Annotated in this window: 17 protein-coding genes; 9 read left to right on the forward strand and 8 right to left on the reverse strand. The window is 72.3% G+C overall.

Translation table 11 applies throughout. The features are described from left to right. The first annotated feature begins 595 nt into the window (after nucleotides 1–595). The 5 genes from NRP21_RS14255 to NRP21_RS14275 all read left to right on the forward strand — a co-directional run bounded on the left by NRP21_RS14255 (nucleotide 596) and on the right by NRP21_RS14275 (nucleotide 12,226). The gene (locus NRP21_RS14255) at nucleotides 596–1,414 is read left to right on the forward strand and encodes a cellulose synthase operon protein YhjQ/BcsQ (protein WP_257716879.1); all 819 of its coding nucleotides are present in this window, start codon (nucleotides 596–598) and stop codon (nucleotides 1,412–1,414) included. 11 nt (nucleotides 1,415–1,425) lie between these two features. Beyond that, nucleotides 1,426–6,006: a UDP-forming cellulose synthase catalytic subunit gene (gene bcsA, locus NRP21_RS14260; protein ID WP_257716880.1), complete on the forward strand. Its 4,581-nt coding sequence runs from the start codon at nucleotides 1,426–1,428 to the stop codon at nucleotides 6,004–6,006. A 2-nt stretch (nucleotides 6,007–6,008) separates the two neighbouring features. Further along, a complete protein-coding gene (locus NRP21_RS14265) occupies nucleotides 6,009–9,806 on the forward strand; it encodes a cellulose biosynthesis protein BcsC (protein WP_257716881.1) in 3,798 nt (1,265 codons plus the stop codon). Nucleotides 9,807–9,875: 69 nt separating this feature from the next. After that, nucleotides 9,876–11,201 (forward strand): LLM class flavin-dependent oxidoreductase, encoded by a 1,326-nt coding sequence (locus NRP21_RS14270; protein ID WP_257716882.1) that lies wholly within the window; start codon nucleotides 9,876–9,878, stop codon nucleotides 11,199–11,201. A 23-nt stretch (nucleotides 11,202–11,224) separates the two neighbouring features. Then, on the forward strand, nucleotides 11,225–12,226 hold the full coding sequence (locus NRP21_RS14275; protein WP_257716947.1) for an LLM class flavin-dependent oxidoreductase: 1,002 nt from the start codon (nucleotides 11,225–11,227) through the stop codon (nucleotides 12,224–12,226). Nucleotides 12,227–12,288: 62 nt separating this feature from the next. Here NRP21_RS14275 and NRP21_RS14280 read toward each other — a convergent pair whose 3' ends face one another. Further along, nucleotides 12,289–13,314 carry an amino acid ABC transporter substrate-binding protein gene (locus NRP21_RS14280; protein WP_257716883.1) on the reverse strand — a complete coding sequence of 342 codons (1,026 nt, stop codon included), beginning with the start codon at nucleotides 13,312–13,314 and terminating at the stop codon, nucleotides 12,289–12,291. Between the two features lie 123 nt (nucleotides 13,315–13,437). Here NRP21_RS14280 and NRP21_RS14285 point away from each other — a divergent pair, with 123 nt between their 5' ends. Beyond that, nucleotides 13,438–13,773, forward strand: coding sequence for an FKBP-type peptidyl-prolyl cis-trans isomerase (locus NRP21_RS14285; RefSeq protein WP_257716884.1), 336 nt, complete (start codon nucleotides 13,438–13,440; stop codon nucleotides 13,771–13,773). 24 nt (nucleotides 13,774–13,797) lie between these two features. Here NRP21_RS14285 and NRP21_RS14290 read toward each other — a convergent pair whose 3' ends face one another. Genes NRP21_RS14290 through NRP21_RS14305 form a run of 4 tightly spaced genes read right to left on the reverse strand, consistent with a single transcriptional unit; the run spans nucleotide 13,798 to nucleotide 19,041 of the window. Further along, nucleotides 13,798–14,859, reverse strand: a complete 1,062-nt coding sequence (locus NRP21_RS14290; RefSeq protein ID WP_257716885.1) for a siderophore-interacting protein — start codon at nucleotides 14,857–14,859, stop codon at nucleotides 13,798–13,800. 20 nt (nucleotides 14,860–14,879) lie between these two features. Beyond that, a complete protein-coding gene (locus NRP21_RS14295; RefSeq protein WP_257716886.1) occupies nucleotides 14,880–15,995 on the reverse strand; it encodes an ABC transporter substrate-binding protein in 1,116 nt (371 codons plus the stop codon). Beyond that, complete coding sequence (locus NRP21_RS14300; RefSeq protein WP_257716887.1) at nucleotides 15,992–16,855, reverse strand: alpha/beta hydrolase; 864 nt, start codon at nucleotides 16,853–16,855, stop codon at nucleotides 15,992–15,994. Before NRP21_RS14300 ends, NRP21_RS14295 begins: the two co-directional genes overlap by 4 nt. Continuing rightward, nucleotides 16,852–19,041 (reverse strand): TonB-dependent siderophore receptor, encoded by a 2,190-nt coding sequence (locus NRP21_RS14305; RefSeq protein ID WP_257716888.1) that lies wholly within the window; start codon nucleotides 19,039–19,041, stop codon nucleotides 16,852–16,854. The genes NRP21_RS14300 and NRP21_RS14305 overlap by 4 nt, the downstream gene beginning before the upstream one ends. Nucleotides 19,042–19,372: 331 nt before the next feature. On the opposite strand from NRP21_RS14305, the gene NRP21_RS14310 reads away from it, so the two are divergent. Both NRP21_RS14310 and NRP21_RS14315 read left to right on the forward strand, forming a co-directional pair. Beyond that, on the forward strand, nucleotides 19,373–20,413 hold the full coding sequence (locus NRP21_RS14310) for a FecCD family ABC transporter permease (RefSeq protein WP_408639627.1): 1,041 nt from the start codon (nucleotides 19,373–19,375) through the stop codon (nucleotides 20,411–20,413). Next, on the forward strand, nucleotides 20,410–21,210 hold the full coding sequence (locus NRP21_RS14315) for an ABC transporter ATP-binding protein (RefSeq protein ID WP_257716890.1): 801 nt from the start codon (nucleotides 20,410–20,412) through the stop codon (nucleotides 21,208–21,210). Before NRP21_RS14310 ends, NRP21_RS14315 begins: the two co-directional genes overlap by 4 nt. 9 nt (nucleotides 21,211–21,219) lie before the next feature. Here NRP21_RS14315 and NRP21_RS14320 read toward each other — a convergent pair whose 3' ends face one another. From NRP21_RS14320 to NRP21_RS14330, 3 genes are read right to left on the reverse strand one after another with little or no spacing between them, the layout of a single operon-like run. Beyond that, nucleotides 21,220–21,774, reverse strand: a complete 555-nt coding sequence (locus NRP21_RS14320; RefSeq protein ID WP_257716891.1) for a biliverdin-producing heme oxygenase — start codon at nucleotides 21,772–21,774, stop codon at nucleotides 21,220–21,222. 2 nt (nucleotides 21,775–21,776) lie between these two features. Further along, on the reverse strand, nucleotides 21,777–24,533 hold the full coding sequence (locus NRP21_RS14325) for an ATP-binding protein (protein WP_257716892.1): 2,757 nt from the start codon (nucleotides 24,531–24,533) through the stop codon (nucleotides 21,777–21,779). After that, nucleotides 24,533–25,093: a cytochrome b gene (locus NRP21_RS14330; RefSeq protein ID WP_257716893.1), complete on the reverse strand. Its 561-nt coding sequence runs from the start codon at nucleotides 25,091–25,093 to the stop codon at nucleotides 24,533–24,535. The genes NRP21_RS14325 and NRP21_RS14330 overlap by 1 nt, the downstream gene beginning before the upstream one ends. A gap of 145 nt (nucleotides 25,094–25,238) precedes the next feature. Here NRP21_RS14330 and NRP21_RS14335 point away from each other — a divergent pair, with 145 nt between their 5' ends. Continuing rightward, on the forward strand, nucleotides 25,239–26,093 hold the full coding sequence (locus tag NRP21_RS14335; protein ID WP_257716894.1) for a glycosyltransferase family 2 protein: 855 nt from the start codon (nucleotides 25,239–25,241) through the stop codon (nucleotides 26,091–26,093). The last annotated feature ends 63 nt before the right edge of the window (nucleotides 26,094–26,156 follow it).

Here is a 26,156-nt window from a genome sequence, read left to right on the forward strand (position 1 = left end):
CGCCGGTTTCGGCGCGTGCCACCCTGCGTATGGCCCGTCCGCTCCGCCCGGACCGCCAGGCTGTGCCCGCCCCGGCACCGGCCGAGAGCGCACCGCTCCCGCCGACGACCCCGGCCGCCATGCCTCCGGCGCCGCCCCCCGCACCGCCCGTCGCTCCACCCCCTCGCGCCGTCGAGGACGTCCCGCCGCCTCGCCGCACCCCGGCCCCGGCGCGGACCGCCCTTCGCCTCTCCCGCCCGCTCCGCCCGCTCCGCCCGCTCCGCCCGGACCGTCCGGCGGCCCGGACCGCGATTGAAGCGGCCGCCTCGCCACTCCCACCACCGGCAGCCGTTTCTCCCGCTCCCGCTCCGGTACCGCGCGTCGCCCCGCTTCGCCGCGCGGCGGAGCAGGCGCCGGCCCCGCCCCAGGCCGCGGCACCACGCGCCGTTCGCCGCTTCGCCCTGCTCGACGAGATCACAAGGCAGGTCGCGGGGTCGGATGCTGCCCCCGGGCAGGACGGAGGCGGGCCTGCGGGGCCACCCTCGCCACCACCCACCCCACCATCCCCGCCGCGCCTGCAGGTTCGCCGGCGTCCCAGGCCCGGAGGAGGCGCCTAGTGCCCCTGATCGCCTTCGTCTCGCCCAAGGGCGGCGTGGGAAAGACCACCATCGCCGCCAATGTCGCCGCCCTGCTCGCGGCGCGCGGCCACGAGGTGCTGGGCCTGGACCTGGATCCTCAGAATGCGCTGCGCGTCCACCTCGGCATGCCCGTGCGGGAGGAGGCAGGCTTCGTGGCCGAGTTGGACAGCAGCCTGGCTTGGCCGGCCGCGCTACGCCACACACCCTACAATGTCGCCCTGCTGCCGCACGGCGAGGTGGAGCCGCGCCGCGCCCTGGAGCTGACGCGCCTGCTGATGGACCGGCCGGAGGCGCTGGCCGACCCAGTGCGGGAGATGCTGGCGGACCCACACCGGCTGTTGATCGTGGATAGCCCGCCCGGCCCCTCCCCCGCCCTTTCGGCCATCATGCCGCTGATCGACCTCTCGGTCGTGGTGCTGCTCGCCGATGGCGGCAGCGCCTCCCTCATTCCCCAGATTGCCGATGGCCGCTTCCTTGGCCGCGGCACGCTGGCCATGCGAGCGGCGGAGCGCGCGGTGCTGGTCCTGAACCAAGTGGAGTTGCATGCGCCGCTCTCTACTGCCGTGCTGGACTGCGCGGAGGCGACGATGGGCGCGCGGCTGCTCGGCGTTGTCGCCCGCGACCCGGGCGTCGCGGAGGCGCTGGCCGATCGCCGGCTTCCCGTGGAAGTCCCGGGCAGCCGGGCCGCCGAGGACCTCTCACTCCTGGCCGAGGGGATCCTCGGCCGCCTGACCCTGCCGTCGGCAACGCCCACGGCCGGACACTCCGTGCTGACCCATTGGGGACTGCGTCGATGACCGCGATGCGGATGACCGCGACAACCGACCGGCTGCCGCTGCCCGGGCGGGCACTCCGGATCGCGAGTATCGTCCTCGGCGCGCTCGCCGTCCTCTTCGTCATTACTGTGCCGCTGAACGGCGAGCAGCAGGCCGTGTTGACCCTCCTGGGGATCGCGGCCTTTCTTCTGATCAACCGCTGGAAGTCGCGCCGCGCCACGGTTCTGCTGGTGCTGCTCTCCTTCGCGATCACCTCGCGCTACCTGTGGTGGCGGGTGTCGGAGACGATCGAGTTCGACAACTTCTTCCAGGGCTTCCTCTCGCTCGGCCTCTTCGCGGCGGAGTGCTACGCGGGCTCGCTGCTGTTCCTGTCCTACGTGCAGCTCACCTACCCGCTGAACCGCAAGCCCACCCGCCTGCCCGCCGACCCCGCGGAATGGCCAAGCGTGGATGTCTACGTCCCCTCCTACAACGAGAGCCTGGAGATCGTGCGGCCGACCGTGCTCGCCTGCATGAACATCGACTGGCCGCGGGACAAGCTGAACGTCTATGTGCTGGACGACGGCCGCCGCACGGAATTCCGCCAGTTCTGCGAGGAGGTGGGCTGCGGCTACATCATCCGGCCGGACAACAAGGGCGCGAAGGCCGGCAACATCAACCACGCGCTGCGCCACACGGATGGCGAGTACATCGCCATCTTCGATTGCGACCACGCCCCCACCCGCGCCTTCCTGCAGATGACGGCCGGCTGGCTGGTGCGGGACCGCCGGCTGTCGATGGTGCAGACGCCGCACTACTTCTACTCGCCCGACCCTTTCGAGCGGAATCTCGCCCGCAGCCGCCCCGTGCCGAATGAGGGCCTGCTCTTCTACGGCGCCATCCAGCCCGGCAACGACCTCTGGAATGCCGCCTTCTTCTGCGGCTCCTGCGCCCTGATCCGGCGCGAGGCGCTGATGGAGGTCGGTGGCGTCCCGCACGAGACGGTGACGGAGGACTGCCACTGCTCGCTCCGGATGCAGCAGAAGGGCTGGCACACCGCTTACATCCGCCTGCCCCTCGCCGCCGGCCTGGCCACGGAGCGCCTGACCCTGCATATCGGCCAGCGCATGCGCTGGGCGCGCGGGATGATCCAGATCCTGCGGCAGGAGAACACGCCCTTCGCGCCCGGCCTCACCTGGGCGCAGCGGCTCTGCTACTTCACCGCCGGCTTCTCCTTCCTCTTCGCCATTCCGCGCATCGTCTTCCTCACCTCGCCGCTCGCCTTCCTCTTCTTCGGGCAGAACATCATCGCGGCCTCCCCGCTCGCCATCATCGCCTATGCGGGCAGCCATATGTTCCATGCCTTCGGCACGGCCTCGCGCCTCAACCAGAACAACCGCCACTCCTTCTGGTCCGAGATCTACGAGGCCTGCATGGCGGCCCCCCTCGTCCTCGTCACGCTCGCCACGCTCTGGGATCCGCGCAAGGGCAAGTTCAACGTCACGGACAAGGGCGGCCGGCTGGAGGTGGGCTATCTCGACGTGCGCGCGGTGCTGCCCAACCTGATCCTGCTCGCCTGCCTCATCATCGGCGTCGGCATCGGCCTTTACGGAACGCTGACGACGGAGGCGGGCTCGCTGGACTTCCAGGCCTATCTGCTAAACACGCTCTGGACCACGCTCTGCCTCGTCCCGGTCTCCGCGGCCGTCGCCGTGGGGCTGGAGCGCGAGCAGATGCGCGACAGGGCCCGCGTGGACGTGAACCTGCCCGCCGAGTTGGTCCTCTCGGACGGGCGCCGCGTCACCGCGCACTCCTCCGACATCTCCATGTCCGGCGCACGCCTGCTGCTGGACCGCCCGCTGGGCATCGCGGACGGCGACCAGTGCCAGGTGTGCTTCGAGCTCGGCAGCGAAAAGGTGCCGGTCCACGCCACCCTGCTGCACTGGGAGGAGGGCCAGGCCTTCCTGCGCTTCCACATCGAGAACGTGGTCGACGAGGCCGCGATGGTCCGCGTCTTCTTCGGCCGCCCGGATGCCTGGGTGCATTGGGACCACTGGCCGAAGGACCAGCCGCTGCGCGCCCTGAAGGACGTGGTGATGGCCACGAAGGACGCCGTGTTCCGCAAGTACCGCTTCAAGATGACGAAAGAGCCCAGCCGCGTGAGCAAGCCCGTGCCGGTCGAACAGATCCGCAAGTCCGACGTGCTGCGGCCCAAGCAGCAGGCCGGGAGCGTGCGCGAGACGACGGCGGCCGCGATCGGGCTGCTGGCACTGCTCCTGCCCGCCGTCGCGGGCGCCCAGCCCGTCCCCTCCCGCACCGCCCAGACACAGCTCCTCGCGCCGGCGCGCCCGGGCGAGGTGACGCCGCCGAGCTTTACCCCGCCGCCGGTCCCCGCCCCCGCGGCAGCCCCTGCCGCGCCCCCGGCCGCCCCTGTGGCGCAGCAGCCGGCGCCCGCGGCCCCGCCCGCCGCCGCGCCCGCGCCGCCGGGTTCGCGGCGCGAGGCCCGGCTGACCTTCCGCGACCTCGGCCTGACCGGGCCGATGCGCTTCAGCGGCGTCTCCGAGCTCCAAGGCCTCCTTTTCGGCCTCTCGCGGGACGAGGTTGTGACGGCCGCGCGCCTCACCGTGCAGGGCGGGTCGTCCGCCTCCCTCCTCCCCTCCCTCAGCCAGATCGCGATCACCCTGAACGAGCAGTTCGTCGGGAACATCACGCTCGACCCCGCGCGCCAGGCCTTCGGTCCCGTCTCCTTCGACATCGATCCCGTGAACTTCGCGGAGCTGAACCGGCTGAACTTCCGCTTCGCCGGCCGCTACGCGACCGAGTGCAACGACCCGCTCTCCGGGCTTCTCTACGCCAACATCACCGACCTCTCGACGCTGCAGCTGACGATCGAGCGCCTGCCGCCGCAGCGCGACCTCGCCCGCCTGCCGGAGCCGCTCTTCGATCGCCGCGTGCTGCGCCGCGCGCTGACCCTGCCCTTCGTGATCCCGGCCGAGACCGGCGCGCAGGGGCTTCGCGCGGCGGCCATCGCCGCCTCCTGGTTCGCGGTGCAGGCGGATTACCGCGGCGCCAGCTTCCCCGTGGATCGCGCCGCCCCCGCCACGGGCAACGCGGTGGTGATCGCGGCCGGGCCCGATGCCGTGCCCGGCCTTCCCCTGCCGCGCTTCGAGGGCCCGACCCTCGCCATGGTCGCCAACCCCACCGATCCCTTCGGCACGCTGCTCGTCCTCGGCGGCCGGTCAGAGCAGGAGGTGGCGCAGGCCGCGCTGGCGCTGGCCGCCGGGCGCGGCGGGATCGGCGGCGACCTGGCCCGCGTCTCCGCCCCCAGCCTGCCGGCCCGCGCGCCCTACGATGCGCCGCGCTGGCTGCCGCCGGACCGTCCCGTGCAGTTCGGCTCCCTCGTCGATCGCGCGGAGCTGCAGGGCTACGGCTACGCCCCCGGCACCATCCGCGTGCCGCTCCGCACCGCGCCGGACCTCTACACCTGGGCCGACCGGGGCATCCCCGCGAACATTAACTTCCGCGCGCCGAACGGACAGGCGGTGGACGTGGCGGCCTCCCGCCTCGATGTGCTCGTCTCCGAGAACTACCTCCGCTCCTTCCCGCTCGGCTCCGGGGAGCGGATGTGGCCGCTGAACCTCCTCAACGGCTGGCTCCTGGGCGACGAGGCGGTCCGCCACGGCCGGGCAATGGTCCCGACCTACCTCCTCTTCGGGCGGGAGGAGCTGCAGATGCGCTTCGACATGCGCCCGCTGAACCGCGGCGAGTGCACGGCGGTGCCGGGCGACATCCGCGCCGCCGTCGATCCCGACAGCACGATCGACGTTTCCAAAGCCTGGCGCTACGCGCGGCTGCCCAGCCTCAACTTCTTCACCTCGGCCGGTTATCCCTTCACCCGCATGGCCGACCTCTCCGGCACGGCGGCGGTGCTGCCGGAGCGGCCAAACACGCTGGAGGCGGGCGCCTTCCTCGACCTGATCGGGATGCTCGCGGCCAATGTCGGGCTGCCCGCCACGGGCCTGAACGTCGTCTTCCCCGCCACGCTGCAGACGGTGGCGGGGCAGGACCTGCTGCTGGTGGGGACGCTGGGCCGCCAGCCCGCCGCCGCCACCCTGCTGCGGGACAGCGCCGTGTCCGTGCAGAATGACCGGCTGACGATCGCAGCGCCCGATGCGCTGGCCGATTTCCGCGCCCTGTTCCTGGACCGCCCGGGCTCCGACGAGATCACCCGCGCCTCCACCGCCCTCTCCGAGCTGGGCGAGGGCACGGCGGTGCTGGTGGGCACGGAGAGCCCGCTCGCCTCCGGCAAGTCCGTGGTGGCCGTGCTGGGCGCGACGCCCGCCGCGCTCTCGGGCGTGGTCTCCACCCTTCGCAACCCAGAGGGTTCTGCGCGGGTGCAGGGCGATCTCGTCGTCATCAACGGCGGCCAGGCCGCGGGCTACCGCACGGCGGCCACCTATGCGGTGGGCAACCCGCCGATCTGGGTTCTTCCCTACATCTGGCTGGGAAGCAGCCCCTGGCGGGTGGCCGGCCTGATGCTGGCGGGCGCCCTGCTGCTCGGCGTGCCCTTCTACTGGCTGCTTCGCCGCCGCGCCGCGATGCGGCTGCGGGCCCGCACGCCGAGGGGACATTGATCATGAAGAGGGGCATCAGGGGGATGCGGCGCAACACGAGCCCGGCCGCACTGGGCATGGCCCTTGCCCTTTCCGCCTGGCCGGGCGTGGCCCCGGCCCAGGTCACCAGCGTCGCCTCCGGCCAGCCGGGCGCGGTGGACGTGCTGGTGCGGCAGGCCGAGCGCTGGCTGGCCCAGGACCGGGCTGAGCTGGCCGGGCCGGCCGTGGAGCGCGCGCTCGCCGCCGAGCCGAACAACCCCGCCGTCCTCGCGGTGGCGGCGAAGCTTGAGGTGGCCCGCGGCAACCGCAGCGCCGCCGATGCCTACCTCGCCCGCCTCAGGGCCGCCGGTGCTTCGCCCGAGCAGCAGAGCCAGGCTGAAACAGCGGTCCGCAGCGCCACGGTGGACCGCGATGCGATCGAGGAGGCGCGCCGCCTGGCACGCGATGGCCGCACCGAGGCGGCAGCCCAGCGCTACCGCCAGATCTTCGGCGGCCAGCCCCCGACCGATGCCTACGCGCTGGAGTACTACCAGACCCTGTCCGGCACGGAATCCGGCCGTGCCGAGGGGCAGCGTGGGCTCGCCCAGCTCGCCGGCCGCTCCGGCGCCACGGACCGCTCCCGCCTCGCCTACGCCCAGTCCCTCACCTACGCCGCCAACACCCGCGCGGACGGCATCCGCCGCCTGGCAGAACTGGCCGACCGGCCGGAGGTGGCGCAGGAGGCGCGGCAGTCCTGGCGCGCCGCGATCGGCTTCGCGGGCAACGACCCGGCCGCTGCTCCGCAGATCGAGGCCTACCTCCAGCGCTACCCCGATGATGCGGACCTCCGCCGCCGGCTGGAGACGCTGCGGAGCCAGCCCGCCGCGGCGCCCGCTGATCCGAACGCCGCCGCGCGCCAGTCCGCCTTCTCCCGCCTGGAGGCCGGCGGCAGTGCCGGCAACACCGACGCCGCAAGAGGGTTCGAGGCCATCCTGGCCACCAACCCGAACGACGCGGACGCGCTGGGCGGCCTCGGCATCGTCCGCCTGCGTCAGGGCAACCAGCCTGAGGCCCGGCGCCTGCTGGAGCGCGCCGTGGCCGCCGCCCCGGACCGGGCGCAGAACTGGCAGCGCGCGCTGGACGCCGCCTCCTACTCCACCGACCTCGCGGAGGCGCAGTCCCGGCTGCGTCGGAACGACCTGGAAGGCGCCGACGCCGCCGCCCGCCGCGCCGCGATGCGCGAGGTGGACGACCGCTCCGACGCCGAGGTGGTGCTGGGCGAGCTGGCACTGCGCCGCGGCGATCCGCAGGGGGCGGAGCAGCGCTTCCGCGCCGCCCTCAGCCGCCGCCCGGGCTTCCAACCGGCGCAGCAGGGTCTGAACGCCGCGCTGCGCGCCCAGGGCCGCGCACCCGCCTTCGCCACCCCGCGCCCGGCGGCGCCCGCCGGCCCACGCGCCCCGCGCACCCCAGCCGTGCCGCAAACCGCCACGGCGGAGGGCAACTCCTACCGCGCGGAAGCCGCGCGCGTCTCCGACCCGGCCGCCGCTGCCGCCATCCTGCGCAACGCCGTCGCCGCCTCGCCGGAGGATCCCTGGACGCGGCTCGACCTCGCCCGCGCCCTTCGCCGCCAGGGCCGCAACGCCGAGGCCCGCGCGACGGTGGAGGAGCTGGCCGCCCGCAGCACGAACCCGGACGCCGCCTTCGCCGCCGCCCTGCTGGCGGAGGAGGACAACCGCTTCGCCGACGCGGACGCCCTGCTCGCCCGGGTGCCGCCGAACCGCCGCAGCCCGGACATGTCGCGCCTCGCCGCGCGCGTTCGTGGCCAGCGGGAGGTGCAGGCGGCCGCCGCCCTGCTGCCGCTCAGCCCCTATGAGGGGCGGGCGCGCCTGCTCGCCCTCGCCGCGCGGCCCGATCCCACGGGCAGCACCGCCGCCGCCGTGATCCGCGCCTTCGGCGAGGCGCAGGACCGCGCCGGTGCCGTGGAGGCCGCGCGAACCGCCCTCGCCAACCGCGAGGCTTCCGGCATCACCGCGCGCATCGCCGTCGCGGGCGCGCTGCTCGGCGCCGGGCTGGACGCCGAGGCGACGGCCCTCGCGGCCGAGGCGGACACCGCCGCCGCCACCGCGGAACAGCGGCGCGACATCGCCTCCATCCGCACCGGGGCCGCCATTCGCGGATCGGACCGGCTGAACGAGGCCGGGGACCAGGCCGACGCCTTCGAGCGGCTGCGCCCGGCACTCGCCGCCGATCCCGGGAGCGGGGATGCCAACCTCGCCCTGTCGCGCCTCTACCTCGGGGCGCGGCGGCCGGAGGAGGCGTTGCGCGTGGCCGAGGCCGTGCTGATGCGCGACCCACGCAACCTCGAGGCCCGGCGCAGCGCCATCGAGGCGGCGCTGGCCGCAGACGACCGCGAGCGCGCCGAGGCACTGCTGGCCGGGGCGCAATCGGCCACCCCCCGGGATTCGCGCGTGGCCCTGCTGGAGGCCCGCGTGGCCCGCGCGGCAGGCGACGAGGGGCGCGCCCGCGCCGCGCTGGAGACCGCCGCCACCCTTCGCAGCGCCGAGATCGGCAGCGCCCGCGCCGCCGCCCCGGTGCCGGCCGCGGTGCAGATGCAGGGCCTGGCGAACCCCTTCGCCCGCTCCGGCGCCGGCGGCACGATGGTGGCCTCCGCCGGGCCGGCCGACCCCGTGCTGCGCCAGATCCAGACCGAGGCCGCGGCGCTGCGGAACGAGACGGCCACGCTGCTGTCCGGCGCGGCCTCCGTCCGGACCCGCTCCGGCGACCAGGGGCTGGACCGGCTGACGGAGTTCGGCGCCACATTCCAGGCCGAGGTCTCGCCCGGCGCGCTGGGCGGGCGGCTCGCCGCCTCGGTCCAGCCCGTCACCATCGACTCCGGCAGCCCCTCCGCCAGTGTGCAGGCGCTGCGCCGCTATGGCACCAACGTGCTGGACACCAATCTCGGGGCCAATACCGCCGCGGCGCGGGACACCAGCGCCACCGGCGTGGCGCTGGCGCTGAACTACGTGCGGCGGGACTGGCTGAAGCTCGACGTCGGCACCACGCCGCTCGGCTTCCGGCGCACGAACGTGGTCGGCGGGATCGAGATCTCGCCCGCCCTCACCGACAATCTCCGCATCCGCGTGGCCGGCGAGCGCCGGGCGGTGACGGACAGCCTGCTCTCCTGGGCGGGCGCGGTGGATGATCGCACGGGCATCACCATGGGCCCGGTGGTCCGCACCGGCGGCCGAGCGCAGCTGGAGATCCCGATCGGGCGCGGCTACGCCTATGCCGGCGGCGGCTACGCCACCTTCCAGGGCGAGAACGTGCAGAGCAACACGCGCTTCGAGGCAGGGGCCGGCGTTGCTCTGCCCCTCTACAAGAGCGCGGCGGGCGAGCTGACGGGCGGCGTGGATCTCGTCTACTTCAGCTACGACAAGAACCTCCGCTACTTCACCCTCGGCCATGGCGGCTACTTCAGCCCGCAGGAGTACATGGCCTTCAACGTGCCCGTGGACTGGCGGGGGCGAGTGGGGAACGTGGCCTACCGGCTCGGCGCCACCGCGGGCTATGCGCGCTACCGCGAGGACCGGGCGCCCTTCTTCCCCGGAAATGCCGGGCTGCAGGCGCAGGCAGAGGCTCTGGCAACATCGACTGCGAGCACTGGCACCCCTGTCTCCGCCTTCTACCCCGGGCAGACGCAGACCGGCTTCGTCGGCGGGGTACGGGCAGAGGTGGACTGGTCCATCACCCCTGACCTCAACCTCATCGGCACGGTGCGGTACGACAGGGCGGCGGATTTCGACGAGACGCGGGTGCTGGTGCGGCTTCAGAACCGGTTCTGAGGTCGCCTTGCACCGCCGCATGTCGGGCATCATATCAATACACAAAGAATAATCGTGGATTGATCCCTGATGTCCCGACGTCGCCTTCGCCTGGGCGCCTTCATGCGCCCGGTCAGCATCCACACGGCCGCTTGGCGCTATCCCGGCGCCTTCCCGGACGCCAACTTCAACCTCCAGCACCTCGTCCGCTTCGCCCGCACGCTGGAAGCGGCGCGCTTCGACGCCTTCTTCATGGCGGACCACCAAGCCGTGCTGAACATGCCGATCCAGGCCCTGAAGCGCAGCGCCACGGTCACCAGCTTCGACCCGATGACGCTGCTGCCGGCCCTGGCGATGGTGACGGAGCACCTCGGCCTCATTGCCACTGCCTCCACCACCTATAACGAGCCCTGGCACATCGCCCGGAAGTTCGCCTCACTGGACCACATCAGCAACGGCCGCGCCGGGTGGAACGTCGTCACCTCGGGAAACCCGACGGAAGCGCAGAATTTCGGGCGGGAGGAGCACTGGGAGCACGCCGCCCGCTACCGCCGCGCCCATGAGTTCATCGATGTGGTGGAAGGCCTTTGGGACAGCTGGGCCGACGACGCCTTCATCCGAGACGTGGAGGCCGGCACCTACTTCGATCCGGAGAAGATGCACGTCCTCGGTCACAAGGGGGAGCACTTCTCCGTCCGTGGCCCGCTGAACGTGGCGCGCCCGGTCCAGGGCTGGCCGGTGATCGTGCAGGCCGGCGCCTCCGATGACGGGCGGCAGCTGGCGGCGGAGACGGCCGAGGTCATTTTCGCCGCTGGCGGCCCGATCGAGGAGGCCCGCGCCTTCTACTCCGACGTGAAGGCCCGCACGGAGAAGGCCGGGCGCAACCCGGACCACCTTCTCGTCCTGCCCGGCTGCTTCGTGGTGGTCGGCGAGAGCGAGGCGGAGGCGAAGGAGAAGCGCGCCCTGCTGGACAGCCGCGTCCACTACGACAGCGCCATCGCCTCCCTCTCCGTCGCCCTGGGCACGGATGCCAGCCGCTTCGACCCGGACGGGCCGCTCCCGGAGGACATCCCGGAGACGAACGCGAGCAAAAGCGGGCGGGAGCGCGCCATCGGCATCGCGCGGCGGGAGAACCTCACCGTCCGGCAGCTGGCCCAGCGCCTGGGCGGCTATGCCGGCGCCGCCATGGTGGGCACCCCCAGCCAGATCGCGGACCAGATGCAGGAATGGCTGGAGACCGGCGCCTGCGACGGCTTCAACATGATGTTCCCCTACCTGCCAGAGGGGCTGGACGACTTCTGTAACAAGGTGGTGCCGGAACTGCAGCGCCGCGGCCTGCATCGCACGGAGTACGAGGGCCGGACGCTCCGGGAAAATCTCGGCCTGCCCCGCCCGGCCAACCGGTTCTTCTCCTGAGAGGGGCGCCCCATATGTCCGGCATGATCCCGCTCTCCGTCCTCGACCTCTCCCCCATCCCCGAGGGACAAGACGCCGGCCAGGCGTTGCGGAACTCGGCCGAGCTTGCGCGCCACGCGGAGGCGCTGGGCTACAACCGCTACTGGATGGCCGAGCACCACAACATGCCCGGCATCGCCAGCGCCGCCACCGCCGTGGCCCTGGCCCATGTGGCGCAGGGCACCACCCGCATCCGCTTCGGGGCGGGCGGGATCATGCTGCCCAACCACGCGCCGCTGACGGTGGCGGAGCAGTTCGGGACCCTGGCCTCCCTCTATCCCGGCCGGGTGGATCTCGGCCTCGGCCGCGCGCCGGGCACGGACCAGATCACCGCCCACGCGCTGCGCCGCACCTTGCAGGGCGACGTGGACTCCTTCCCGCAGGATGTCATGGAGCTGATGTCCTACTTCCGCCCCGTCCAGCCCGGCCAGCGCGTGCAGGCCGTGCCCGGGGCAGGGCTGGAGATGGCCTTCTGGATCCTTGGCTCCTCCACCTACGGCGCGCAGCTCGCGGCGGCGCTCGGCCTGCCCTACGCCTTCGCCTCCCACTTCGCGCCCGCCGCGCTGCACGACGCGATCGCGATCTACCGCCAGCGCTTCCGGCCCTCCGAGTTCCTGGAGAAGCCGCACGTGATGATCGGGGCCAACCTGCACGCGGCGCCGACGGACGAGGAGGCGCGCTTCATCTTCTCCTCCCACCAGCAGTCCTTCGTGAACCTGCGGACGGGCCAGCCCGGCAAGCTGCCGAAGCCGAAGGAGGGGTTCTACGAGAGCCTGGACCCCTATGCGCAGCGGATGCTGGACAACAGCCTGTCCTGCACCATCGTCGGCGGCCCGGATGCCGTGCGGCGCGGCCTGCATGACCTCATCGAGCGGACGGGCGCGGACGAGCTGATGCTGACCGGCCACATCTATGATCTCGAGGCCCGCAAGCGCTCCTACGCCATCCTGGCGGAGGTGGCGGCCTCCCAGCCCGTCGCGGCCTAGAAACGCGAACGGGCCGGAAAGCTCCGGCCCGTTCTTCTCCTACGAATTGCTTGGCCCAAAGTTCAGCGCAGGGGCCACGCGTACATCAGGCCGCCCGCCGTCCACAGCGCGTTCGGCCCGCGCTCCATCCCCAGCGGTGTGGACTTGCCGACATTGCGCTCGAAGAGCTCGCCGTAATTGCCCACGGCGCGGATTGCATCATAGGCCCAGCTCGGCGAGAGCTTCGCGCCCTGCGCCAGCGAAGGATCAGCGCCGAGAAGCCGGCGGACCGTGGGCGAGCTGTCCTGCGCCCGCCGCGCCTCCACGTTGGCGGACGTGATCCCCAGCTCCTCCGCCTCGATCAGGGCATTCAGGGTCCAGCGCACCACGTCGAACCACTCCTGGTCGTCCCGCCGCACCATGGGGCCGAGCGGCTCCTTGCTGATGCGGTCCGGCAGCACGATGAAGTCGCCGGGATTGGGGAAGGAGGAGCGCACCGCCGCGATCTGGGAGGCATCCGTCGTCAGCGCGTCGCAGCGGCCGGAGGAGAAGGCGGTGGCGACCTGGTCGATCCGCTCGAACAACACGGGGGTGATGCGGATGTTGGCGGCGCGGTACCAGTCGGCGAGGTTGCCCTCCGTCGTGCTGCCCTGCTGCACGCAGACCGTGGCGCCGTCCAGCTGCGCGGCGCGGCTCACGCCCGCGTCCTTGCGGACCATGAAGCCCTGGCCGTCGTAGAAGTTGATGCCCACGCTGCGGAGGCCCAGGGCGGTGTCGCGCCCCATGGTCGCCGTGGTCTGGCGCACCAGCACGTCCACCTCGCCCGATTGCAGGGCCGGGAAGCGCTGCTGGCCGGAGAGCGGCAGGAAGCGGACCTTGCTCGCGTCGCCCAGGGCTGCTGCGGCAATGGCCCGGCAGAGATCGGCGTCCAGGCCGCGCCAGACGCCCTGGCTGTCCGGCTGGGAGAAGCCGGCGACGCCCGTATTCACCCCGCAGGAGAGCGTCCCGCGGCTCCGCACCCCGTCCAGCGTTGCGCCGGCCTGGGCCGGGCCGATCATCGACACCGCGGCGAGCGAGGCCGCGGCGAGCGCGCGTCGGATAAGGGACATGGGCTGGCTTCCTTTCCGAGAGATTGCCTCAGGCTCACCTATCAGACGGCACTTGGCTGTCCAGCGTTGGCCCCGGGCGGCGGGGCGGCTAGAAGCGCCGCTTACCACCAGGGAGCGACAGGCATGATCGAGGACCGCAAGCCCGGCACGGGCGACGAGGCCGTGGCCGGCAAGGAGGTCACGGTGCACTACACCGGCTGGCTCCACGACCCGTCCAAGCCCGAGAACAAGGGCCGCAAGTTCGACAGTTCCCGCGACCGGGGCGAGCCCTTCTCCTTCCCCCTCGGCGCCGGCCACGTGATCCGCGGCTGGGACGAGGGCGTGAAGGGCATGAAGGTGGGCGGCCAGCGCACCCTCACCCTGCCGCCGGAGATGGGCTACGGCGCGCGCGGCGCCGGCGGGGTGATCCCGCCCAACGCGACCCTCGTCTTCGACGTGGAGCTGCTCGGCGTCGGCTGACGCCCGATGGTGGCGGGAAGGGCTTCAGCCCTCCCCGTCGCCCACGCCGTGCCGCCAATAGGAAACGGCGCGGAACCGGCTGCGCGGCAGGCCACAGGCCTCGCCCCAGTGGTCGCGGATGGCCCGGGCGGCGGTGTTCTCGCAGGCCGCCCAGCAGCTCACGGCCGTACCCGCAGGCGGGGTGGCGGTGCGGACCGCCTCCAGCAACCGGGTGCCGTAATGGGCACCGTCCCGGTACAGCCAGCACACCTCCACCCTCGCGGGATGGGAGAGCGCCTGCCTCTCCCCGGCATCGGCCACCTCGATCAGGGCCAGCCCCTGCGCCCCGGCCGGCATGGCCTCCAGTGCACGGGCGATGGCGGGCAGCGCCGTCTCGTCCCCGGCAATCAGCGCCCAGCCGTCGCAGGGGATGCCGCCGCCGCCCGGGCCCATGATGCCCATCCAGTCCCCGGGCTCGGCGCGCAGGGCAAAGGCGGAGCCGGGCCCCTCATCCCCGTGCACCACGAAGTCGATCTCCAGCCAACCGGCGGCCGGGTCGATCCGGCGGATGGTGTAGGTGCGCCGCCGCAGGCTGGCATCCATCAGCGGCTGGCCGCTGGGGCTCACCCTCGGCCAGACCGGCTCCTCCCCCTTCGGGGGCATCAGGATCTTCACGTGCATCTGCTGCACGCCGGCGTAGCGGGCGATGTCCTGCCCCTCCAGGCGCAGGCGGCGCATCCGGGGCGTCACATTCTCCACCGCCGCAACGCGCAGGGCGCGGAAGTTGTGCGGGCGCGCATCGCCCGCCGTCACCCCGTGGCCCTGCCAGACGATGCCCAGCACCTCGTCCGGGCAGAAGGCGTCCAGGTGGCCGGACACGATGTTCTTCGCGTCCGCCAGCCAGTCCGGCGTGTCCGCCTCGATCCGCAGCGCCACCCCGCCCTCCGCCAGCCGCAGCAGCGCGACGCAGCCGGGGAAGGCCACGCGGGAATCCGCGACCGGGCCCGCCACATCCAGCCCGTGGCCGACCATGTGCTCCCGGAATCTCTCGATCAGCCGTTCCGGCGCGCGGGCGCGGGCATGGGCCTCGGCGATGAGAAGGGTCATGGCCGGTTTCCTCGGTTCGTCTACAGGGCGCCTGGCGGCAGGCTGACCCAGTGCGCCCCCTCCATGGGGATGGAGAGAAAGCGGGCGTTCAGTTCGGCAACCGTGGCGGCCGGATCAAGGTCGCCGCAGCGCGCCGGCTGGAACCAGCGGGCCAGGGCCTCCAGCATCACCACATGGGCCGGGGTGTCATTGAAGCCGTGCCAGATGGCGTGGGCACGGCCGCCCCTCACGGCGGCAAGGCTCTCCATCCGGGACCGGCGGATCACCTCCACCAGCGCCTTGCGCGCCTCCGCCTCGTCCACGCCCGGGCCCAGGGGGATGCCCCCGCGCCCGCCATAGGGGCCGCCGGTGGCGACATAGACGTCCGGCGCCTGGGTCAGCACGTATTCCAGCGCCAACTGGCCGGTGCTGCCGGGGATCATCTCCGCCCCGATATTGCGGCCGCCGGCGAAGCTCACCATCCCGTCGAAGGCGCCGTGGCCGGGGGAGGAGCAGCATGGCGTGCCGCCGGCATGGGCATGGACCATCACCTTCGGCCGCTCCGCCGCACCCAGGCCCGCGAGCCGCTGCGAGATCCGCTCCAGCCGGCCGGCGTAGAGCGCATCGAAGGCCTTGGCCTTCTCCTCCTGCCCGAGAACCTGGCCGAGCACGGCCATGCTGGGGCGCGTGTCCCGCATCGGGTCCGCGAAGAAGTCGATCGTGATCGCGGGCACGCCCAGCGCCGCGATCCGGTCCGCCATCTCATTCGTGCCGCCCCGGGCGCCGGCGCGGCTGAGGATGACGAGGTCCGGCCGCGCCGCCAGCACGTTCTCCAACGAGAGCCCGTCCCCCTGGGCGCGCCCGACGACCGGGACAGCGTCGGCGGCCGGGAAGCGGGCGCGCACCGTCGCGTAGTCCGGCGGGTTCATCCGCCGCAGGTCGTCGCCCCAGCCCACCACCAGAGAGACGGGATCGGGGTGCAGCAGCGCCATGGCCAGAACGTGCCGCGCCTGTACCAGCACGATCCGCTTCGGCAGGCGCGGCAGTGTCACCTGCCGCCCGGTAACGTCCGTGACGCGGATGGGCCCGCCTTGGGCCCGCAGGACGGACGGCGCCGCGAGGATTGGTAGGGCGGCGAGGAGGTGGCGGCGCTTCATTGGGGCGCTCCGGCTTCGGGCAGGGCTGGCGGCAGGGCGAAGGGCACGGCGCGCGAGAGGGCGGCCGGCAGGACGGAGCCGTGGTTCTCCCCGGGGAACTCCGTGAAGTCCACCGAAACTCCCCCGCCCCGCAGGATCGTGGCGAGGTCCCGCGCCCGGGTCACCATGCGCCGGGCCACGCGAACCGGGCCGCGCGGCGTGCCGTCATCCGCCTCCTCCAGCCCGCCCACGGTCAGCAGCAGGGAGGAACCCGCGCCGGCCGGTGGCGGGGCAGCGGCGAAGCGGCGGGCCATCTCCATCGGCGCCCCCTCCGCGAACCAGAGGGACGGGCTCGCGGCCGCGACCCGGTGGAACAGGCCGGGGCGGGAGAGGAAGGCGTAGAGGGCCAGCAGGCCACCGAAGGAGTGGCCGAACAGGGCGAGGCGGGCGCGGTCCACGGGGAAGCGCCGCTCCAGCTCGGGCAGGAGGTCACCGAGGATGAAATCGAGGAAGGCGTCCGCGCCGCCCGTGCCAGCCGGGGCGGCGGGGAAGGAGGGCGTGTAGTCGCGGGTTCGGGCAGCCCGGTCATAGGGCCCCTCCCCCGCATGGCCGAGGCCGACGACCAAGCCGGGCCCGACATCCTTCGCGCCGCGGCCTGTCCGCAGGCGGGCAATCTCCGCGGCCGTGGGGAAAGCCGCGCCGCCATCCGCGAGGAACAGCACGGGGTAGCCGCCAGAGGGCACGGGCGCCTCGGGCCAGGAGAGGAGGATGCGATGAAGGCGCGCCGGATGCTCTCCAGCGCGCATGATCCAGGACGCGCTGCGGGGCAGCGCGACCGGCTCGTCCTGAAGCGGCCCCGCGACCGGGGCCGCGCCGATCACCACCGGACCCGCACCGAGCCGAGCACGAGCCGGCCCGTGCCGTAGTAGCAGGCGGTGATGGAGGAGCAGCTGGCGATGAAGTCCTTGTCCGCGATGTTCTGCGCGTTCACCGCCAGCTCCAGCCCCTTGAAGCTTTCGAAGCGGGCGCCGACGTCGTAGCGGATCGCGGCGTCGAACAGCGCAACGTCGTCCACCTTGAAGGTGTTCGTCGTGTTCCCGTAGGTCGAGCTGAGATAGCGCACGCCGCCGCCGAGCTGCAGGCCGCGCAGCGGCCCCTCGCGGAAGGTGTAGTTCGCCCAGCCGCTCGCGGCGTGCAGCGGAACCTGCGGCACGCGGCTGCCGGTCTCGCCAGGGGTGTTGGAGCTCTTGATGATCGCGTCCGTGTAGGAATAGGCGCCGATCAGGTCGATGTTCTCATTGATCGTCGCGCGCGCATCCACCTCGATGCCGCGGGAGCGCACGGTGCCGAGCGCCGCGTTGAAGGTGGTGAAGACGGGATCGCGCGTCAGCACGTTGTCCTGGGTGATCTGGAAGGCGGCCGCCTGGACGAAGCTCGTCATCCCCGGCGGCTGGTACTTCACGCCCACCTCGTACTGCTCGCCCGTGGTGGCGTCGAAGGTAGGGCTCCCGCGCTGCGGCGCGCCCGTGCCGGAGTTCGGCAGGAAGGAGGTGGAGTAGCTGAAATAGGGCGCGATGCCGCTGTCGAAAAGGTACAGGGCGCCGGCGCGCCAGGTCACCGCGTCGTCGAACTGCGCGCGATGGACGACGGCATCGGTCGCGAGGGTCCGCGTGTCCGTGCCCTGGGTCGCGCGGTCGTAGCGCAGGCCGAAGTTCAGGCGCAGCCGGTCTATGGCGATCTGGTCCTGCGCGTAGAACCCGATCTGGTCGTTCTCCTGGTTCGTCCGCGTCGCGTTCGTCGTCACCCGGCCGGGCGCGATGTAATAGGTCGGCGCGAAGACATCGAGTGTCGGCACGTTGGTGCCGAGGGCCTGCACGGCGCGGGCGGAGGTGCGCTGCCAGTCGATGCCGAACAGCGCGGTGTGGCGCACCATCCCCGTGCTGAAGGTGGCCTGCGCCTGATTGTCCAGCGCGAAGGCGTTGGCGTGGTCGGAGACGTAGGTTTGGTTGCGCGTGCCGATGCGCCCGTTAAGCGCGGAGACAGAGAGGACGTTCACCTCCGCGTCGATGTGCGAGTAGCGGAAGTTCTGGCGCACGGTCCAGGTGTCGTTCAGCCGGTGCTCCAGCTGGTAGCCGATGGAGGCCTGGGTGCGGTCGAACTTGTTGTAGTCGGGGTCACCGCCGAAGAAGTTGCGGGGGATGCGGCCGAAGGGGCTGGCGATCACCGTGCCCACCGCCGGCACGAAGTTATAGAACCCGCCCTCAGGGTCGCGCTGGTAGGAGGAGAGGACCGTCAGCGTGGTGTTGTCGTTCGGCCGCCAGGTCACGGCCGGGGCAATGGCGACGCGCTGCTCGCCGACAAAGTCGTACTGCGTGTCGGAAATCCGGCCGATCCCGGTCAGGCGGTACAGGAACTTGCCGTCATTGGTCAGCCGGCCGGTGGAGTCGAAGGCCGCCTGCAGCAGCTTGTAGGACCCCGCCTCCAGCCGCACCTCGTTGGAGGACTCCGCCGAGGGCCGGCGGCTGACGAGGTTCACCAGCCCGCCCGCGCCCGTCTGCCCGTAGAGCACGGAGGCCGGGCCGCGCAGCACCTCGATGCGCTCCAGCAGCCAGGGATCGGTGTTCGGCACGCCGAAGAAGACGCCGCGGCCCTGCCGCAGCCCGTCCAGGAAGTTCACGAAGGCGGCGGAGGTGCCCTGCCCGCCGAAGCCGCGGACGAAGACGCTGTCATAGCGTGCGGAGGGCCGCACCTCCGGCAGCACGCCGGCCGTGTAGCGCAGCGCCTGGGAGACGGAGAGGGCCGCCTGGTCATCGATCTGGTCGCGCGTGACGACGCCGACGGACTGGGGCGCCTCGATCAGCGGCGTGTCGGTCTTGGAGCCGGTGGTGGTAACGGGGGCCACATATCCCGGCGTGTGCTCCCAGCTGCGCCATGCGGTGGCCTGCACGTCCACCTCCGGAATGGCCATGGCGCCGGCCGCGGCGTCCGTCTGGGCAACGGCGTGGCCGGCGAGAGCGGCGAACGCGACACCGGTGAGCAGGAGATGGCGAAGGGAGAAGGAGGGCATGCAAATCGTCCGCACGGGAAAGCCGGCCGGCTCTCGCACAGATGCAATTCATTCGCAATACGCCTGTACTCCCCACGCCATGACCGTGGCAGGATTGCACCACCCGGTTCCGCGCGGCTGAACAGGCAGTCCCGATTGCCCCTTCCTCGCCCATGGACCTCGCCGGATTTGTGGAGCCGGCTGCGAATGATTATCCTGTGCGGCATCCCTCCCCGGCCGGAGCCCTCATGACCCGCCGCAGCCCGCTGCGCCTTGACGCCCTGTTTCCTGCCCTGCCCCTGTTCCAGGGAACTGGCCACAAGGTCCTGCCGCGTTGAGCACCGCCACGCTGATGGCCGGCGAGGCCGCAGCCGGATACCGCAAGCTGATCCTGCGCCGCGCGATGCTGCTGGCGCTGCTCGTCCTCTGCCTCCTCGCCGCCTTCCTGCTGGATGTGGCCACGGGCCCGGCCCGGCTGCCGCTCTCCGCCGTGACTGACGCCCTGCTGGCCGGGCGCGGCGCGGGCGGGCCCATGTCCGTCATCGTCTGGGACGTGCGCCTGCCCTACGCGATCATGGCCGTTCTGGTCGGCGCCTCCCTGGCGCTCGCGGGGGCCGAGATGCAGACGGTGCTGGACAACCCGCTGGCCAGCCCCTTCACCCTCGGCGTCTCCTCCGCCGCCTCGCTCGGCGCGGCGCTGGCCATCGTGCTCGGCACCGGCATGCCCTTCGTGCCGATGGACTGGCTGATTCCCGCCAACGCCTTCGTCTTCGCCCTCGCCGCTATGCTGCTGCTGCAGTTCCTGGCGCGGCTGCGGGGGGCGGGGGTGCAGGCGCTGGTCCTCTTCGGCATCGCCCTGGTGTTCGCCTTCAACGCGCTGGTGGCGCTTATCCAGTTCGTCGCCACGGAACAGGCGCTGCAGCAGCTCGTTTTCTGGTCCATGGGCAGCCTCGCCCGCTCCAGCTGGGACAAGATCCTCATCCTCGCGGTGGCGCTCGCCCTCTGCATTCCCTTCTCCGCCCGCGCCGCCTGGCGGCTCACGGCACTGCGCCTGGGCGAGGACCGCGCCCGTTCCTTCGGCGTGGACACGGAGGCGACGAGGCGCGGGGCGCTGCTGCGCGTCTCCCTCCTCGCCGGCGTCTCCGTCGCCTTCGTCGGCACCATTGGCTTCGTCGGCCTCGTCGGCCCGCACGCGGCGCGGCTGCTGGTGGGGGAGGACCACCGCTTCTTCCTGCCCGCCTCCGCCCTCTGCGGCGCCCTGCTCCTGTCCCTCTCCTCTGTCGCCGGCAAGCTCGTCGTGCCCGGGCTCCTGGTGCCTATCGGCATCGTCACGGCGCTGGTGGGCGTCCCCGTCTTCCTCGCGCTCGTCATGGGCCGGGGCCGCGTGTCGTGAAGGGCGCGCCGCTCACCGTCTCGAACCTCCGCGTCGCCTATGGCCGCCGCGTGATCGTGGAGGGGCTGAACCTCGCCCCGCTGCAGCCTGGAACCCTCACCGCGCTGGTGGGGCCGAACGCCGCGGGCAAGTCCACCTTGCTGCGCGGCATCGCCGGCCTCGTCTCCGGCACGCGCGGCACGGTGCGGCTGGGCGACCGCGACCTCCTCGGCATGTCCATCCCGGAGCGCGCGCGGCACCTGGCCTACATGCCGCAGGGCCTGCCCGGCGGCGTGGCACTGACCGTAATGGAGACGCTGGTGGGCGCCCTGCGCGCCGTACCGACGGACCTGGCGCCCGACGGCGCGAGCGCGGCCAACCACGCCATCGCCGTGCTGCGCCAGCTTGGCATCGAGCACCTCGCCCTCCGCACCCTGGACCGGCTCTCCGGCGGCCAGCGCCAGCTCGTCGGCCTCGCCCAGGCTCTGGCGCGGGAGCCCGAGGTGCTGCTGCTGGACGAGCCCACCAGCGCCCTTGATCTCCGCCATCAGGTCTCCGTCATGGCCCTGGTGCGGGAAACGGTGCTGCGCGCCGGCCTCGTGGGCGTGGTGGTGCTGCACGACCTGGCCCTGGCCGCCCGCTTCTCCGATCGTCTTGTGGCCCTGAGCAGCGGCGCGATCCAGGCGGACGGCACGCCGGAGGAGACGCTGACGCCCGACCTCCTGGCCCGCGTCTACGAGGTGGAGGCGCGGGTGGAGCGCTGCTCCCTCGGCCACCTCCTCGTGCTGGCGGACGCGCCGATCCGCGGGGCGGCCTGAGGGCCGTCCCTACCCCTCCAGCATCCAGTCCGCCAGCGTCGCGAAGGTGTCCTTCGCGCCGCGCAGAACCGCCTCCGCGTCCGGTTCCGCCTCCAACCGCGCGAGGAAGCTGCGCCACATGGCGCCCGTCGCCTCGCCATGGCCCGCGAAGTAGGAACGGGCGCCCTCGGCCAGCCCGATCTCGTCCAGCCGCTTCAGGATCACCCGCCCGCCCAGCGTCGATCCCTCCATGACATAGAGGGAGCCCATCGCCTCGCCCCGGTCCCGCAGGGGCGGCGGGAGGCAGGCCGGCAGGCCCTCGGGCCGGATTCCCAACGCGCGCAGGTCATCCTGCAGCAGGTACAGCCGCCGGCGCGGGGCGAAAAAGGCGTCGTCCCCCAGCGCTGCGGCAAGGCGGGGCTCCCACCCCGCCCAGAAGCCGTAGAACCGCTCCAGCACGGCCCTGTAGCGCGCGGGCGTCAGCCCGGGATCGGCTAGGCGCAGGCCGTTCTCCAGCCGGTCATGGTCGGGGCGGGTCTCCGCGCGCAGCCGATCGCGGATGGAGATGTCGGCAGCGATGGACATGCCTAGATCATCGCACGGATCTTGGACGTGAGGGCATCCATGGCGAAGGGCTTGGTCATCACCTGCATGCCGGGCTCCAGAACGCCGTTCCCCAGCGCGGCATTCTCGGCGTAGCCCGTGATGAACAGCACCTTCAGCCCGGCGCGGCGCGCGCGCAGCGCATCAGCCAGCTGGCGCCCGTTCATGCCATTGGGCAGGCCGACATCCGTCACCAGCAGATCGATGCGCGGCATGGCTTCCGCCGCCTTCAGCCCCTGCACGCCGTCATTCGCCTCCACCACGCCATAGCCAAGCTCGCGCAGCACCTCGCCCACCAGCATCCGCACCACCGGCTCGTCGTCCACCACCAGCACCGTGCCGCCATCGGGCCCGGCGGCCGCGTCGTGCGCTTCCGCCTGGCCGCCCGGCGCGCTCTCGCCCTCGGTCGAGCGGGGTAGGTAGAGCCGGACTGTCGTGCCCTGCCCCGCCTCGGAGTAGATGCGGGCATAGCCGTTGGACTGCTTGGCGAAGCCATAGACCATGGAGAGGCCGAGCCCCGTGCCCTGCCCCAGCGGCTTGGTGGTGAAAAAGGGATCGAAGGCGCGCGCGATCACCTCGGGCGGCATGCCCGTGCCCGTGTCCGTGACGGAAACGGCTACGTACTGTCCGGGCGCCACGTCATGGTGCTGCCGGGCGTAGGAATCGTCCAGCCAGGCGTTCACCGCCTCGATCGTCAGCCGCCCCCCGTCGGGCATGGCGTCCCGCGCGTTGATGGAGAGGTTGAGTAGCGCGTTCTCCAGCTGGTTCGCGTCGCAGAGCGCGGGCCAGAGCCCACCGGACATCACGGTTTCCACGTGGATGGCCGGCCCCACCGTGCGGCGGATCAGTTCCTCCATGGAGGTGACGAGGCGGTTCACGTCCGTTGGCCGCGGATCCAGCGTCTGCCGGCGGGAGAAGGCGAGCAGCCGGTGCGTCAGCGCCGCCGCGCGGTTGGCAGAGGTGGTGGCGGCGCCGAGGTAGCGGTCCAGCTCCGTGAAGCGCCCCTGCGCCACGCGCCCGCGCATCAGCTCCAGGCTGCCGATGATCCCGGCGAGGAGATTGTTGAAGTCGTGCGCGATCCCGCCCGTGAGCTGCCCGACCGCCTCCATCTTCTGGCTCTGCCGCAGCCGCTCGTTCAGCTCCGCGATGCGGGACAGGCTGCGGATCACCACCTCCGTGATGGCGTGCCGCAGCGTGGCGGCGATCTCCAGCTCCCACTCCGCCCAGGGGCGCGCGTAGCCGTGGCGCTCCTCCACCCAGCGGTCGAAGGACTGGCGGGGCATGACGGAGCCGTCCTCCGGCTCCACCGCCTTGTGCGGGTTGCCGCCCCAGCTGACGAGGTGCGGCTCCTCCGGCCGGAACCAGAGGATCATGTCCATGCGCTCGGCACCGAGGAACACGGCCAGCACCCCGCTGGCGGTCGCGGCATGGGGCGCCCAGTCCGGGAAATCCTCCGGCAGGTGGTCGGCGTGGAAGATCTCCTCCCCGCCCCGGCCGCGCAGCCAGGCGGCGAGGCGCAGCACCTCGGCCTCGGGTGGCGTGACGCCCAGCAGCTCCACCCGCCCCTGCCGGACCACCGCTGCCCCCGTGCAGCCGAAGAGCGAGGCGATGGTGACGGAGCCGGCGGTGAGGGCAGAGGAGACGTCCTCCGCCTCCGCCATGTGCGCCAGCAGCTCGGACAGGCGCCCGCTATCGGCCCGCCGCGCCTCCTCCGCCATCATCCGCTCGGCGCCGCCGATGCGGAGCGCGAAGGCGTCCGTCAGCGCCGATGCCGCGGCGCGCTGGCCGGGAGAGGGCCGGTGCGGCCGCCGATGATGGCACACCACCAGCCCCCAGAGCTGCCCCTCGTGCAGGATGGAGAGGGACATGGAGCCGTCCACCCCCATGTTGCGGTGGTACTGCAGATGGACGGGCGAGAGGCTGCGCAGACGGCAGAAGGACATGTCGATCGGCCGCTCCGGCGCCATCGAGACGTCCCAGATCGGGTCCCGCAGCAGCGCCATCGGCTCGGCGTCGCGGCTCGGCACCCAGCGGATCAGGCTGCGCCGGTACAGCTCCCGCGCCTGGGCGGGAATGTCGGAGGCCGGGAAGTGCAGCCCGGCCAGGGACTGCTCCCAGTCGTCCACCATGTCCTCGGCGAGGGTCTCGCCGTGCCAGTCCCGGTCGAAGCGGTAGATCAGCACGCGCTCGTAGCCCGTGAACTGGCGGATCCCCTCCACCGTCACGCGCGCCAGGTCCTCCAGCCGCCCGCCCGCCGCGCGCAGCCGGGCGATGGCGCGCTGCAAGGTCCGGGTGGCGCCCAGCGCCTCCTCCTCGTCCTGCGGCGCCACCCGCTCCAGCTCGATCAGGACCTTCCCGTCCTGGGTGTGGCTGGCCACCTCGAAGGCACCGCCGGCCAGGGTCAGCCCGGTTTCCCAGGGCGCCTCGCCGGGCAGCTCGCCGGCCTCGGCCAGGTCTCGCAGCGTCCTGGCGAAATCCTCTCCCAGCACGGCGCCGACCTGCAAGCCCAGCAAGGTGTTGGAGGGACTTCCCTCCGAGAGGATCCCCGCGTTCTCGCTCGCCGCCACGATCGCCATGCCACGCTCGGGATCGGCCATCAGCAGCACCCCGTGCGGCTGGATGGAGCCGGGAATGTGGATCGGCTCCTGCGCGCAGAGCGCGTCGGCACGGTCCGGCAGTTCCGCCTCGGCCTGGGCCGCCACGCCGCGCAGCCTGGGCGAGATGGTCACGCCAGGAGCCATCAGCGCTTCCCATCCTGCGGTGGCAGCATGCGGTCCAGCAGGCCGTCGCGCCGCACCGCAACGTGCCAGACCGTCCCAGCAAGATGCAGCAGCACGAGGGCATAGACGGCAAACTGGGTGTTCACGTGGACCGTGTTGGCCAGGACGCCCAGCGGGTCGTTCTTCGGCAGCCCGGGCAGGGAGAAGAGGCCGAAGAAAGGAACGGGCTGCCCGTTCCCGGCCATGAGGTAGCCCGTGACCGGCATGATCAGCAGCACGGCGTAGAGGCCCCAGTGATTGAGCCGCGCCACGACCTGCAGCGCGGGCGGATCGGGATCGGCCGGCACCGGGTGGCCGATGCGCCAGGTAATCCGGGCCAGGACGAGCAGGAACACAGAAATCCCGAAGGATTCGTGCAGCAGGTACCAGAAGACCCGCACCTCCCCGGGTGGAAAGTTCTCCGCCACCCATACGAAGGGCAGGAGGAGGAAGAGGAGTGCAGCGGTGATCCAGTGCAGCGCCTGCGCCACGCCCGTGAAGCGGGTGGCCAGGGGCTGCGTCGTGTCGGTGCCGGTCGCCATGCCCTGTCCAAGAACGCGCTTCACAATTGTAAGGCCAAACGCCACACATCCAAGCTGGGTACGCCGCATCGCCAGACAAATGCGCGTGGCTGGCGGCACACCCGCCCCCCTGCTATCCCCCGCCGCCCTGGCTGGAAAGTGAGCGATGGCCGCACCCGACGTGAGTGTCCTGACCCTGGTGAAGGGGCGGGACGGGCATCTGGCCAACCTCCTGGCAGGGCTGGCGCGGGGCACGCGGATGCCCTCCCGCTGCGTCGTGGTGGATATGGGAGAGACGCCGGCCCTGGTGCCGCCCACGCCTTTCCCGGTGCTGCACCACCGCATCCCCTCCCCCGGCCTGCCCCTCGCCCGGGCCCGCAACGCCGCCGTCGCCCTGGCGGAGACGCCGCTCCTGGCCTTCCTGGACGTGGACTGCATCCCCGCGGCGAACCTGGTGGAAGCCCTGGCCGCCGACGCCAGCGCCCACGACGCGCTGATCTGCTGCGAGATCCGCTACCTGCCGCCAGGCGTCACGGACTTCTCCGAATCATCCCTGATGGCCGCCGGCCAGCGCCACGCGGAGCGCCGCTTCCCCGAAGCCGGCGTGCTGCCGGAAGCCAACACCGGCCTGTTCTGGTCCCTCGCCTTCGCCATGCGGCGGGAGAGCTTCCTTCGCCTCGGCGGCTTCGACGAGGGCTTCACCGGCTACGGAGGCGAGGACACGGACTTTGCCTTCCGAGCCCGGGAGGCAGGGTTGCCCCTGCTCTTCACCGCCTCCACCACCGCCTTCCACCAGCATCACATGGTGCACGAACCCCCGCTGCAGCACTTCGCCGACATCGTGGCGAACGCCACCCGCTTCCGGGCGCGGCACGGCTTCTGGCCGATGGACGGCTGGCTGGACGCCTTCGCCCGGATGGGCCTCATCGAGCCACCCGGCGCGGGTGAGGCGCTTCACATGCAGCGTGCACCCACCGCCGAGGAAATCCGGGCGGCGCAGAGGCCGGAGCGGGCTTACTGATCCTGCGATGGCGGTCTGTCCCGGGGAGAGGAAGAAGGAATTCTTCCTCTCCCCGGACCCCTC

The sequence above is a fragment of the Roseomonas populi genome, from assembly GCF_024594815.1.
Lineage (GTDB): Bacteria > Pseudomonadota > Alphaproteobacteria > Acetobacterales > Acetobacteraceae > Roseomonas > Roseomonas populi.

Excerpts from the sequence above, each read along its gene's own strand:
- bcsA (WP_257716880.1), top strand. The coding sequence starts at position 1,426 with ATGACCGCGACAACCGACCGGCTGCCGCTGCCCGGGCGGGCACTCCGG.
- NRP21_RS14265 (WP_257716881.1), top strand. The coding sequence starts at position 6,009 with ATGAAGAGGGGCATCAGGGGGATGCGGCGCAACACGAGCCCGGCCGCA.
- NRP21_RS14270 (WP_257716882.1), top strand. The coding sequence starts at position 9,876 with ATGTCCCGACGTCGCCTTCGCCTGGGCGCCTTCATGCGCCCGGTCAGC.
- NRP21_RS14275 (WP_257716947.1), top strand. The coding sequence starts at position 11,225 with ATGATCCCGCTCTCCGTCCTCGACCTCTCCCCCATCCCCGAGGGACAA.
- NRP21_RS14280 (WP_257716883.1), bottom strand. The coding sequence starts at position 13,314 with ATGTCCCTTATCCGACGCGCGCTCGCCGCGGCCTCGCTCGCCGCGGTG.
- NRP21_RS14285 (WP_257716884.1), top strand. The coding sequence starts at position 13,438 with ATGATCGAGGACCGCAAGCCCGGCACGGGCGACGAGGCCGTGGCCGGC.
- NRP21_RS14290 (WP_257716885.1), bottom strand. The coding sequence starts at position 14,859 with ATGACCCTTCTCATCGCCGAGGCCCATGCCCGCGCCCGCGCGCCGGAA.
- NRP21_RS14295 (WP_257716886.1), bottom strand. The coding sequence starts at position 15,995 with ATGAAGCGCCGCCACCTCCTCGCCGCCCTACCAATCCTCGCGGCGCCG.
- NRP21_RS14305 (WP_257716888.1), bottom strand. The coding sequence starts at position 19,041 with ATGCCCTCCTTCTCCCTTCGCCATCTCCTGCTCACCGGTGTCGCGTTC.
- NRP21_RS14310 (WP_408639627.1), top strand. The coding sequence starts at position 19,373 with ATGGCCGGCGAGGCCGCAGCCGGATACCGCAAGCTGATCCTGCGCCGC.
- NRP21_RS14320 (WP_257716891.1), bottom strand. The coding sequence starts at position 21,774 with ATGTCCATCGCTGCCGACATCTCCATCCGCGATCGGCTGCGCGCGGAG.
- NRP21_RS14325 (WP_257716892.1), bottom strand. The coding sequence starts at position 24,533 with ATGGCTCCTGGCGTGACCATCTCGCCCAGGCTGCGCGGCGTGGCGGCC.
- NRP21_RS14330 (WP_257716893.1), bottom strand. The coding sequence starts at position 25,093 with ATGGCGACCGGCACCGACACGACGCAGCCCCTGGCCACCCGCTTCACG.
- NRP21_RS14335 (WP_257716894.1), top strand. The coding sequence starts at position 25,239 with ATGGCCGCACCCGACGTGAGTGTCCTGACCCTGGTGAAGGGGCGGGAC.